This is a genomic window from Nocardia sp. NPDC019323 (assembly GCF_044389845.1).
In the GTDB taxonomy this organism is placed as follows: Bacteria; Actinomycetota; Actinomycetes; order Mycobacteriales; family Mycobacteriaceae; genus Nocardia; species Nocardia implantans.
In genome coordinates this window covers 140,852-153,619 of record NZ_JBIRYN010000005.1, presented here as the reverse complement: position 1 = coordinate 153,619, position 12,768 = coordinate 140,852, and the positions used below count along the sequence as shown (strand labels likewise).

At 69.9% G+C, this 12,768-nt stretch carries 3 protein-coding genes (1 of these 3 running past the window's edge); 2 read left to right on the top strand and 1 reads right to left on the bottom strand.

The window, feature by feature from the left end; translation table 11 throughout:
* Positions 1–118 precede the first annotated feature (118 nt).
* Positions 119–988: an NAD(P)-binding domain-containing protein gene (locus ACH49X_RS19950; RefSeq protein ID WP_357207896.1), complete on the bottom strand. Its 870-nt coding sequence runs from the start codon at positions 986–988 to the stop codon at positions 119–121.
* Positions 989–1,132: 144 nt separating this feature from the next.
* On the opposite strand from ACH49X_RS19950, the gene ACH49X_RS19945 reads away from it, so the two are divergent.
* Both ACH49X_RS19945 and ACH49X_RS19940 read left to right on the top strand, forming a co-directional pair.
* Positions 1,133–1,483, top strand: coding sequence for a helix-turn-helix domain-containing protein (locus ACH49X_RS19945; protein ID WP_195082950.1), 351 nt, complete (start codon positions 1,133–1,135; stop codon positions 1,481–1,483).
* A gap of 177 nt (positions 1,484–1,660) precedes the next feature.
* Positions 1,661–12,768: the 5' portion of an SDR family NAD(P)-dependent oxidoreductase gene (locus tag ACH49X_RS19940; protein WP_357207899.1), read on the top strand. 10,669 nt of this gene lie beyond the right edge of the window; the window shows 11,108 of its 21,777 coding nt (coding positions 1–11,108); it begins with the start codon at positions 1,661–1,663; its stop codon lies beyond the right edge, outside the window.

Sequence of the window (12,768 nt, the reverse complement as noted above, 5' to 3'; positions counted from 1 at the left end):
GATTATCGGATCAACTCCAGATGAACCAAATCGCGGCCTGACCTCGGAAAACTTGAGCGTTCAGCAGAGGGGAGTGCGCGGGCCGCGCCGGGAGGGAGTGGCGCGGCCCGCGGACGATTCAGAGGATTTCTTCGAATGTGCGTTCGAAACCAAGGGCGCCTCGGCCGTCGGCTACCTGGCGGTCGAGGAGGGTTTTCAGGGGTGCGACGAAGTCCGGGGTGACGTGGGCGGCGCGGCTGGCGCGGGTGATCGCGTCGAGGGCGGCTTTGTGGAAGGCGATGGATTGGATGGGGTCGGTGTAGGTGGCGGTGTCGATGACGGCGCCTTGGTGCGGGAGGGACTGGGCCATCGCGCTGACCCAGGCGGCGGCTCGGCGGCCGAAATCGGCGGCGGGGACGCCGACGGAGCGCATCATGGCGGCGCCGTGCAGGAAGCCGCCGAACATGGCGTACATGGCGGCGAGTAGGGCGAAGTCGTAGGTCGAGGCGAGGCCCGCATCGTCGCCGAAATATTCTGCAGCGGCGATTGATTCGAGGATTTCGCGATGCGAGTCGAAGATCGCGCGGGAGCCGCTGTAGAGGATGGAGGCGCCCGGCTGGCCGATCATGGGCGGCACCGCCATGATGCCGCCGTCGAGGTAGTCGCAGTCGTGTTCGGCGGCCCAGGCGGCGAGTTCGCGGGCCTCGTCGGGGGCGGTGCTGGTCAGGTTGAGCAGCTGCCGTCCGGCCAGGCGGTCGGCTACCGGGTCGAGGGTGGCGTGCACCGAAGCGTGGTCGAGCAGCACTGCGATGATGAGACCCTCGGCGTCGATCGCTTCTGCGATCGTTGTTGTGCTGACGGCCCCTGCGGCCAGCAGTTCGGTGTCCTTGCGGGGAGTGCGGTTCCAGACGGTTGTCGGTACGCCCGCCTTCAGGAAGGCCGTGGCCAACGCCCGGCCCATCGCGGCGAGTCCCAGGATGGTCACCGGGGTCTTCATGGTCTCCGCCATTGCGGGTTCAACTCCTCAGAAAATGGAATGGTCCTGGTCAGCGCGCTGCGCTCCAGACTGCTCGGTGACCGGCGCGGAGGCAAGTACCTACTATTTTGTCCGGTACTTACCAATTGGTTTGTGAACAGGTGGAGAGGCTGAAGGATGGGTGCGAAGCGATCGGGGCCGTACTTCTGCGGGATCGACGCGGCGATGGATGTCGTCGGCGGCAAGTGGAAGGCGCTGATCCTCTGGGAGCTGGAGAACCACGGGGTTCGGCGCTTCGGTGAGCTGCGCAAGGGGTTGCCGGGCATCTCGGAGAAGATGCTCATCCAGCAGCTGCGGGAGCTCGAGGAGGACGGCATCGTCGGCAGAACCGTCTACCGCGAAGTGCCCCCGCGCGTGGAGTACCGATTGACCGAGATCGGCACAGCGCTCAACGCCGCGCTCGAGCCGCTGGGGGCATGGGGGCGCGCTCGGATCGATCGGATCGGGGCGGAGCGGGTGCATCAGTGACCAAAAGTGAATCCTTCAAAAGTGAATGTTTCACCCGGGCAACACCATTGAGCGGAAGATCAAGCTACTAGTTGGTAACTTTAGTTACTTTTGTGCATCCGTCGTGTAATTGACGCCTAACCGGGGCCGTCGTATGTTCCACGTCACAACTTTTGCAAGATGTGGGTGGCTTTGCGGATGTCGGATGATGGGTATGACCTACGGGTCTTGCTGACGCGGGCACTCCGCCGGATTCAGGAGTTGGAGGCGCGGCCGCAGCGCGAGCCGATCGCCATCGTGGGGATGGGCTGCCGCTTTCCCGGCGGCGCGGAATCCCCGCGGCAGTACTGGGATCTGCTGAGCTCGGGCCGCGACGCCATCGTCGATGCGCCGGAAAGCCGGTGGCCCGTAGCGGATTCCGGGCCTCGTCGGGCGCGGCGGCGAGCCGGGCTGCTGGCCGGTCCGATCGACGCCATGGACGCGGAGTTCTTCGGGATCGCGCCGCGCGAAGCGGCGTCGATGGATCCGCAACAGCGGCTGATCCTCGAAGTCGCCTGGGCCGCGATGGAAGACGCCGCTCTGGTGCCGGGCGGTTCGGCCGCTGCCCGCACCGGGGTGTTCCTCGGGGTCAGCTGGCAGGAGTACCAGCGCACGATCACTCCCGACTGGGTGAGTTCGGTGGACGCGCACACGCTCACCGGAACGATGTCGAGCATTGTGGCCGGACGGGTGTCCTACGTGCTCGGACTGCGCGGGCCCGCGGTGGCGATCGACACGGCGTGCTCGTCGTCGCTGGTAGCCGTGCATCAGGCGTGCCGCAGTCTGCGTTCGGGCGAGTGCGACGTCGCCTTGGCGGGCGGAGTGAACCTGCTGCAATCGGAGCTGACATCGGAGGCGCTGGCTCGCATGGGGGCGCTCTCTCCGGACGGGCGCTGTCGCCCCTTCGACGCGCGCGCGAACGGCTATGTGCGCGGCGAGGGCGCGGGGGTCGTCGTGCTGAAGACGCTTTCGCGGGCGATCGCCGACGGCGACGAGATCAGAGCGCTCGTCCGAGGCTCGAGCGTGAACCACGACGGTCGTTCCATGGGGCTGACCGCGCCGAATCCGACGGCACAGCGCGAATTGCTGCGCGCCGCGCTGACCGACGCCGGGTGCGCCGCCGACCGGATCGGCTACGTCGAGGCGCACGGCACGGGCACGCCGCTGGGTGATCCGATCGAGATCGAGGCGTTGTCGCAGGTGCTCGGCGCGACGCGGGCGGACGGGTCCGCGTGCCTGCTGGGTTCGGTGAAGTCGCAGATCGGGCACCTCGAAGCGGCCGCGGGCATCGCCGGGCTGATCAAGGTGGTGCTGCAACTGCAGCACGAACGAATTCCACGTCAGCACGATTTCGCCACCATGAACCCGAAGATCGAGCTGGACGGCACATCGCTCGCGGTGCCGACCGACGATCTCGCCTGGCCGCGCACCGCGCAGCCGCGAATGGCAGGGGTGAGTTCGTTCGGTTTCGCAGGCACCAACGCGCACGTCGTGCTGGAGCAAGCACCTGAGCCGACGGCGCGTGTGGATCCGAAGGGTCCTGTGTTACTGGCGCTTTCGGCCCGTACTTCCTCAGCCCTCGACACACTGGCCCGCGACTACGCCGAGCAGTTGGGCAGGCAGGAGATGCCGCTCGCCGATGTGGCCGCCACCGCGGCGCTGGGACGCACGCATTTCGCGCACCGGCGGGCGGTCGTGGCCAGGACAGCCGAGGAGGCGGCGCGCGAACTCGCGGCGTCTCCGGGGCGAACGATCGAACCGGGGCCGGGTAAGCCGCGGGTGGCGATGCTGTTCACCGGCCAAGGCGCGCAGTACGCCGGGATGGGCGCGGCGCTGGACGCCAAGTATCCGGCTTTCCGTGCGGCGCTGGACCGCTGCGACGAGTTGCTGGGGCCGCTTCCCGGCGGATTGCGTCTGCGGTCGGTGCTGTTCGCCGCTGACGACGACTTGCTGGCTCGCACCGAGTACGCGCAGCCGGCCCTTTTCGCGCTGGAATGGGCATGCGCCGCGCTGTGGTCGTCGTTCGGCGTTCGCCCCGATGTCGTGCTGGGGCACAGCCTCGGTGAACTGGTCGCGGCGACCGTCGCGGGAGTGTTCGACCTGGCCACCGGCTTGCGTCTGGCCGCGGAACGGGGCCGGCTGATGCAGGCGGTAGCGCAGCGAGGGGCGATGGCGGCGGTGTTCGCCGCGCCCGTCGAGTTCGACGATCTGCTGGACGAGCTCGCGGCGAGTGTGTCGGTGGCCACGGTCAACAGTCCCGGCCAATTCGTGGTGTCCGGAGCGGTGGACGGGGTGGGTCGAGTTGTGCGGGCTGCCGAGGAACGGTCGATCCGTGCGGTGCGGCTGCCCGGGACGACGGCCTTCCATTCGCCCCTGCTGGATCCGATGCTGGACGACTTCGAGGCCACGGTCGCGGAGTTGGCGCCCGTCCCACGCGCGGCGACGATTCCGCTGGTGTCCAACGTGACCGGCACGCGGGTCGATGGCCCGATGGATGCCGCGTACTGGCGTGCGCATGCGCGCGGCACGGTTCGTTTCGCCGAGGGCGTGCGCGCGGCCGCCGAGTCCGGCGTGCACGTCTACCTCGAGGTGGGACCGCATCCGGTGCTGCTGGAATTCGGGCGGAACACCGACCCCGACGCCTTGTGGGTGCCGAGCATGCGCCGGACATCCACCGACGACGAGGTGCTGTTGACCGGCGTCGGCGCGTTGTATCGCGCGGGCGCCGACATCGACTGGACCGCGCTGATTCCCGGGGACGCGCGCAGGCGCAACGGCCTGCCCACTTACCCCTTCGAACGAGAGCGGGTGTCCGTGCCGATCGGGAGCGCGTCGTCGAGTACCGGATACCTCGCCGAGCATCGGTTCCGCGACCGAGCGGTGGTGCCCGCGGCGGACCTCGCCTTGCGCGCGTTGCGTGCGGCCGGAGGCGCAGGCCACGAGCTGATCGACTTCGTCGCCGCGCGACCGGTGCCGCTGGCGGAATTGGCCGAGCCGCTGGTGACCGATGCGGGCGATCACACCGAAGTGCGGTTCCACGTCGAGAACGGCGATGTCGCCGCGGTGTCCGCCGCGGTTCGACCCGTCTCGGCTCGGCCGCGCGATGCCGGTGAACTGTCCGCGGCACGACGGGTGATGTCCACCGAGGAAGACGTCGAGGACTTCTACCGTCGCTGCGCGGACGCGGGATTGACCTTCGGCCCGCGATTTCGTTGGATAACGCGGCTGCGGTCCGGCGAGCGCGCCCTGCTCGCGGAACTGCGGCGTCCCGCGGAACTGGCCGACGAACCGGACGCCTGGCTGCCGTGTCTGCTCGACGCCGCGATCCAGACCGGCCTGGCGCTGGTGTCCGGAAACGGCGGCGCGGCTCGACTGCCGGTAGGTATCGGCCGACTGCGCTTGTCCGGCCAGGATGCGGGCGAAACGGCGTGGGCGCTGGCCGAGCGCACCGGCCGGACGGTTCGGCTCACGATCTTCGATACCGCGGGCACGGTCGTCTGCGATATCGACGACGTATGGTTCGCCGAGTCCGGGACTCCCGGACAGTCGCAGGATCGGTATCGCATGTCCGGCCTCACCCGCCGTCCGGTCTGGGAGCCCGCCGTGGGGTCGCCCACCGCACGGGCGCACGCCGCCGCGCTGGTGATCGGGGTCGGGCAGCAGGCGGACCAGCTTGCCGCCGCGTTGCGCGCCGCGGGCACCGATGCGGTGGCGGTGGCGCGTACTGCCGATCCGGAAGTGTGGCCCGGCGGCGACCGGGCGGTGATCTACCTCGCCGATGCCGAGGCCGATGACAGCGCCGAAACGGCGCAGGTGGAAACGCGATTCGCCCTCGCCGTGGTGCAGCGCATGGCCCGGACGGTGTCCGACGCACCGCTGTATGTCGTGACGATGGGGGCGACGGCGGCCTTGCCCGGTGAACCCGTGCGCCCGGCCGCCGCGGCCCTGTGGGGACTGGGCGCGGTGGTGCGCACCGAACTGCCCGAATTGCGTTGTCGCCTCATCGATCTGCCCGTGGACGCTCGTTGCGACGACCACCGACTGGTGAACGAAATACGTTCCTCCGCAGATCATTCCGTCATAGCTCTGCGCGGGCGTCACCGCTATACGATGCGGATGCAGCCCTCCGACGAAGTGAGCGCGGTGGCCGAGCTGGACCGTGGTGGTGCGTATCTGGTCACCGGCGGACGCGGCGCGCTGGGACTGACCGCCGCTCGGACGCTGGCCGAGGCCGGTGCGGGAACGGTGGTGCTGGCCGGCCGCAGCGGCCCCACCCCGCGAGACGAGCGGGAAATAGCGCGGATCGCCGCACTGGGGGCGCGAGTCGAGACCGTGGTGGCCGATGTCGGAGACCGGGATGCGGTGGAAGGGCTGCTCGCCCGCTTCGGCGTGGATTTGCCGAGGCTGGCCGGGATCGTGCACTGCGCGGGTGTGCTGGACGACGCCCTGTTGTTCGAACAGACCGCAGGACACATCGACCGGGTGTTCGCGGGGAAGGTCGCGGGCGCGTGGCACCTGCACGAGCTCACCGCGGGACGGCCGCTGGATCTGTTCGTGCTGTTCTCGTCGGTCAGCGCCCGGGTGGGCACCGCCGGACAAGGAAATTACGCCGCGGCGAACGCGTATCTCGACGCCCTCGCCCTCCTGCGCACCGCCCGGGGACTGCCCGCCGTCAGCATCGCGTGGGGGCCGTGGGCGGGCACCGGCATGGCCGAAGGACTCAGCGACGCCGCCCGCCGGGCGTGGGTGCGCCACGGCGTCGGCGAGCTGGATGCCGAGGACGGCGCCCGAGCGCTGCGCTCGCTGCTGTCGGCGGAGGGAACCGTCGCGGTCTTCCCCGCCGTCACGGAAGCCACGGCGGAGCGGGACCCGGTCGAAGTCCAGGAACCGGGCGATCCGGCGGAGCTGCTGGAACTGGTACGCACCCATGCCGCGTCCGCACTCGGCCGCACCGCCGCCGTTCCCGATCGCACGCCGCTGCGGGAACTCGGGCTCGATTCGATGATGGCGGTCGAACTGCGCAACGCCCTCTCCGCGGAGCTGGGGGTGCGACTGCCGGCGACCCTGCTGTTCGATCATCCGACGGTCGCCGCGGTGTCGGAGGAGATCGCCCGGCTCGGCGCCACCGGCCGCACGGCAGCGAAACAGGCCGAAAAGCAATCGACCACGCGCGTCCCCGAGCAGCTCACCTCCCCGGTGTACCCGGCGGAACTTCCGGTTACACCTACTACACCGAACGTGTCGCAGTTCACAACGATCGAAACCGGCGCTGCCGCCGACGAATACGCCGACGCGATCGCGATCGTCGGCATCGGCTGCCGCTACCCCGGCGGGGTCCGCGGGCCCGCCGATCTGTGGCGGGTGCTGGCCACCGAAACCGACGCGGTGACCGAGGTGCCCGCACACCGCTGGGACGTGGACGCCTTCTACGATCCAGACCCGGATGCCGACGGCAAGACCTACACGCGCTGGGGCGGTTTCGTCGAGGGTGTCGAGGATTTCGATGCCGGATTCTTCGACATCTCCGTCGGTGAGGCGCGGATGCTGGACCCGCAGCAGCGTCTGCTGCTCGAAACCGCCTGGGAAGCGCTCGAACACGCCGGATACCCGGCGAGCCGGCTGGAGGGCAGCCGGACCGGGGTCTTCGTCGGCGTGATGTCCAACGACTACGCCGAACGGATGGCGCGTGCCGATGTCGCGCCTGATGCCTGGTTCGGCACCGGCAATCTCTCCAGCGTCGCGTCCGGTCGGCTGTCGTATTTCCTCGGTGCGCAGGGCCCGAGCCTCACCATCGACACCGCGTGCTCGTCGTCGCTGGTGACCGTGCACACGGCGGTGCGCAGCCTGCGCAGCGGCGAATGCGATCTGGCGCTGGCCGGTGGCGCCACCGTGGTGCTGACGCCCTCGCTCGACATCTATTTCGCGCGGGCGCGCGGCCTGGCCGCCGACGGCCGCTGCAAGAGTTTCGACGCGCGCGCCGACGGTGTGGTCTGGAGCGACGGCGCGGGAATGCTCGTGCTCAAACGACTGGCGGACGCGCGCCGCGACGGCGATCGGATACTGGGGCTGGTTCGTGGGTCCGCGGTCAACTCCGACGGTCGCAGCCAGGGATTGAGCGCACCCAACGGTCCGGCGCAGGAACGGGTCATCCGCGCGGCGCTGGCGGACGCCGCCCTCGACGCGCAGGACATCGATTACGTCGAGACGCACGGCACCGGCACGGCACTCGGTGATCCCATCGAAGTGAACGCACTGGCCGCGGCACTGGGCAAGGGCCGAACCGAGGCGACGCCGCTGTGGATCGGATCGGTGAAGTCGAATCTCGGGCACACCCAGGCGGCGGCGGGCATCGCGAACATCATCAAGGTGATCGAGTCGATGCGGCACGATCGCATTCCCGCTTCGCTGCATTTCCGTTCGGGCAATCCGCACATCGATTGGGACTCGGTCGCGATCCGCGTGGTCGCCGAGGAGCGGCCGTGGCGGCGTTCGCGGCGGCCCCGGCGGGCGGGGGTGAGCGCGTTCGGGATCAGCGGCACGAACGCGCATGTGGTGATCGAAGAACCGCCGCAGATGTCGGAGGCGGATTCCTCCGACGATGCCGGGCCGCATCTGCTGGTTCTGTCGGCGAAGAACGCCGATGCCCTGCGCGAACTGGCGGCCCGCTACCGCGATCTCTTGGCCGCCCGCCCGGAGACCGCATTGGTGGATCTGTGCGCGAATGCCGCGGTGGGCCGCACACACTTCGGCGAGCGCGTGGCGATCTGCTTCGACACCGCCGCGCAGTTGCGCGCCGCGCTGGAGAACGTCGCCTCCGGGGGCATCGTGGGCAAGTCGGTCGTCGAGATGTCGAGCGGACTGGTCGATCCGGCTCGGCGGTATGTCGATGGCGGTGACATCGATTGGGATGCGGTCTATGCCGACCGCCGGTGGCGCCATGTCGATTTGCCGACCTATCCGTTCCAGCGCAAACGGCACTGGCTGGAGCTCACACCGCCATCGCGGGAGACACAGTCGTCGCGTACCTTGCCGCTCACCCCGGAGATGTTCGCCGGTCATCGGTTACGTGGTGTGCCGACGGTGCCCGCGGCGTGGCTGTGCGTTCAGCTGCACGAGATCGCCACGCGACTGCCCGGATCATGGGACGTCGCGGGGCTGCGGCTGATCACGCCGATGGAGGTCACCGGAGCCGCGGTGCGGGCCGTGGCCGAACCCTCACAGGACGGCCACACTGTGCGCTTCATCCGCTCCGGCGATGGCCAGGCGACATACGCCGAGGCGAAACTTACGCCGCCACAAGCTGATTCGGTGGAATCGCTCGCGGCTGTGACCGGTGATTCCGAGGCGCACGTGTGGCCCGCCTACTACGACGCTCTTGCTCGGCTCGGCCTGGATCTGGGTCCCGATTACCGCTGTGCCCTCGAGTTCCGGCGGATCAGCGACACCGAGGCCGAGACAGTGTTCCGGTCGGCCGGTGGCGGCACCGCGCTCGACGCGGTCCTGCTCGATGCCTGTCTGCACAGCATCGTGGTGACGGCGACCGGGGGCGGGGAGTTGTTCCTGCCCTCGGCGATAGATCGTGTCCGATTCTTCGGCAACCCTGCGATCGAGGATGCGACGGTCCGGTGCCGAGTGCGGGTGACCGAGCGAGGAAAGCGGGTCATCGTCGGTGACGCCACGCTGTACTCGGCGTCCGGGCGCCCGCTCGCGAGTGTGCAAGGCGTGAGCCTCCTGGCTGCGAACGTCGATGCCGCGCCGGAATCCGACTCGACCAGGCTCGCGGATCTGCTGCACCATCTGGAATGGGTTCCGGTCGAGGCCGGTCTGCGCGAGGGACCGGCGGGACGCTGGCTGATCTTCGGTGACGGTCCGGTCGGTGACGCTGTCGCCGCCGGATTGAGCGCGCGCGGCGCGGACATCGTGGTCGTTCCCCCTGAGGACGCGACCGATCCGTTCTCGTTGTCCGACGCCGCGCGTCCGTTTCGCGGCATCGTCTTCGCTTGGACGGCGACGTCCGCCCGGACGCGCGTCGAAGCAGCTCTGCGGTTGACGCGCGCACTGGACTCGGCGGCGCATGGACCGGACGCGTTGTGGTTGGTGACCGTGAACGCCCAGCGCGTCATCCCCACCGACCGCCCCGACCCCGAGCAAGCTCTGCTGTGGGGTTTCGGACGGACGCTGGCCACCGAGCATCCCGAGTTCGGCTGCCGGTTGCTGGACTTGCCCGCGGAATCCGTCGTGGACGGCGCGCTGGTCGCCGAGGAGCTGCTCAGCGGTCGCGCCGCAGGAGAATTCGCCGTGCGCGACGGCGGTTGGCTCACCGCGCGCATTGCCGACGGCCTCGCATCCGCCGACGATTACCGGTTGGTCGCGCACCGTTCCGGCGATTTCGAGCGGATGCGGTTGGAGCCCGGTATCCGGCGCGCGCCGGCGGCAGGGGAGGTCGAGATCGTCGTCGCCGCCACCGGCCTGAACGCCCACGACCTGTGGGTGGCTTCTGGTATTCATCCGGACGGTGCGGAATCGCTGGGTCTGGAATGCACGGGCCGGGTCGTCGCGGTCGGCTCCGGAGTGGAGCGGTTCGAGGTCGGTGATCGGGTGGTCGCCTTGGCGGGTGACAGTTTCTCCCGCCACGTGACGGTGGACCAGGACTTGGTGACTCGGCTGCCGGATCATCTGTCCTTCACCGACGGCGCGACCGTGCCGTACGCCTTCACCGCCGCCTGGTACGCGCTGTTCGACCTCGGTGATCTGCGCGCCGGAGACCGGGTGCTCGTCCACGGCTCCGCCGACGGCATCGGCATGGCCGCGATCCAGCTCGCCGCGCAGGCGGGAGCGCAGGTGTACGCGACCGCCGCACTGTGCCGTTGGGCCCGCAACGCCGGGCTGCCGGTCACGCAGATCCAGACCTGGCGTAGCCACGAATTGGGCGAACGGGTCCGAGCGGTGACCGCGGGGCACGGAGTGGACGTCGTGGTGCACGCCTCGGGCGTCGACGTCACCGCGCAGGCCGCCGAAATATTGCGGCCGGGAGGCCGATTCGTCGAGGTCGTGGATTCGGTGCAGACCCGCGTGGCGCGGCGTAGCGCGGATGTCGACCATCGGGCCTTCGATCCGGCCACTGTCGACGCAGGCAGGACGGGCGCGATCCTGCGGGACGTGATGGCGCTGTTCGAGCAGCATGCCTTGACCGCGCCGCCGCACGCGGCATACGGCATCAATCGCGCCGCCGAGGCATTCCGCGCGATGGCCGAACGTGATCATCCGGGCCGGGTCGTCCTGGTCGGCGCAGAGGTCCCGCTCGCCGCGCGCGGTGACCGGTTGCCCGATGGCACCTACCTGGTGACGGGAGGTTTCGGCGGCCTCGGCGCCGAGGCCGCACGCTGGCTGGCCCGCCGCGGAGCCCGGCATCTGGTGCTGGTGGGCAGGCGCGCGCCGGATCCGGCGGGGGAGCGGTTGCTGGCATCGCTGCGCGCCGCCGGCGCCCAGGCGACGGCGCGGCAGGCGGATGTCGGTGACCGGGCCGCCGTTGCCGCACTGTTGCGAGGCATTGCGGAATCCGGCTTTCCGCCACTGCGCGGCGTGGTGCACTGCGCGGGAGTTCTCGACGACGGCGTGGTCGGCGAGCAGACCTGGGCGCGGTTCGAGACCGTGCTCGGCCCCAAATATCTCGCGGCCCGGCACCTGGACGAGCTCACCCGCGACCAGCCGCTGGAACTGTTCGTCACCTACTCCTCCGTTGCGGGCGTGCTCGGCACCCCCGGCCAGGCGAATTACGCCGCGGCCAACGCGGCGTTGGACGCGCTGGCCTGGCGGCGGCGTGCGGAGGGACTGCCCGCGCTGAGCATCGGGTGGGGGCCGTTCGCCGATGTGGGCATGGCCGCCGACCGGCCCGAGGTCACCGCACGACTCGTGCGGCGCGGACTGCCTCCGCTGCGCACGGGCGACGCGGTGGCGGCGCTGGATCACCTTGTTCAGCACGACTGCGCGGCGCCGGGCGTCTTCGAATTCGTGCCGGAGCGGTGGTACGCGCAGCGCACGCGGCAGGTCACGACGGCCGCCCCTCCGCCGACCCAACCGAGCACCACCGGTGCGGCGCGAGCGCGGCAGGCGTCCGACGATCTCGCAGGCTGGGAGGCGCTCGTCCAGCGCGTGGCGATGCGGGTGCTCGATCGCGCCGGAGAACTCGATCCGGAACTGCCGTTGCACGACACGGGAGTCGACTCCCTGACGGGTATGGAGCTGCGGGCCGCGCTCGCCGCCGAAGCCGGAATGCCGCTGCCCGCCGGGCTCGTCTTCGACTATCCGACCGTGCGTGAGATGGCGCGGTTCCTGCAACGCAAAGGCGCATCCGCTCCCACTGGAGGCGTGGGCGACATCGCCGAAGGCGTGCGCACCCTCGTGGCGGACGCGGCCCCCCTGGTCGCTGACACAACCCCGCTGGCAGCTGACGTTCACACCTTCGGCCCCGATGCGACCCCGCTGACGGCTGACGTGCCATCGGCTGCGATCGACATGCCTCCAGTCGCCGCAGACGTGTCGTTGGTCGCGACCGACGTGTCCACTGTCGCGCACACACCGCGGTATCCGGTATCGGAGTCGACGGAACAGCCTGCGCAACAGCCCCTTTTGACCGGTACCGACTTCCGGAGCGACCAGCCCGACGACGACCCGATCGTCATCGTCGGCATGAGTTGCCGTTTCCCCGGCGGGGTGCGCACACCGGAGGACTTCTGGGACCTGCTGTGGCAGGGACGCGACGCGATCACCGAGGTGCCGCCGCAGCGCTGGGACATCGACGCCTACTACGACCCCGACCCGGCAGCGCTCGGCGCGATGTACACCCGCTGGGGCGGCTTCGTCGACGGCGCAGACGAGTTCGACCCCGCGTTCTTCGGTATCGGCGCGGCGGAGGCACGCGCGATGGACCCGCAGCAACGCCTGTTGTTGGAAACCAGCTGGGAGGCGTTGGAACGCTCGGGGCGCGCGCCCGGCACGCTGGCGGGCAGTCGCACCGGTGTGTTCGTCGGATTGTGCTTCAGCGAGTATCCGGCGACGCCGACGCGAGCCGCCGATCCGACCGCGATCGGCGCCTACTCGGTGATCGGTTCGGCGCCGAGCGTCGCGGCCGGGCGCTTGGCCTATGTGCTCGGGCTGCAAGGCCCGGCGATGACACTGGACACGGCCTGCTCCTCGTCACTGGTGGCGCTGCAGGCGGCCGCGGACGGGCTGCGCGCGGGCCGTTGCGATCTGGCGCTGGTGGGCGG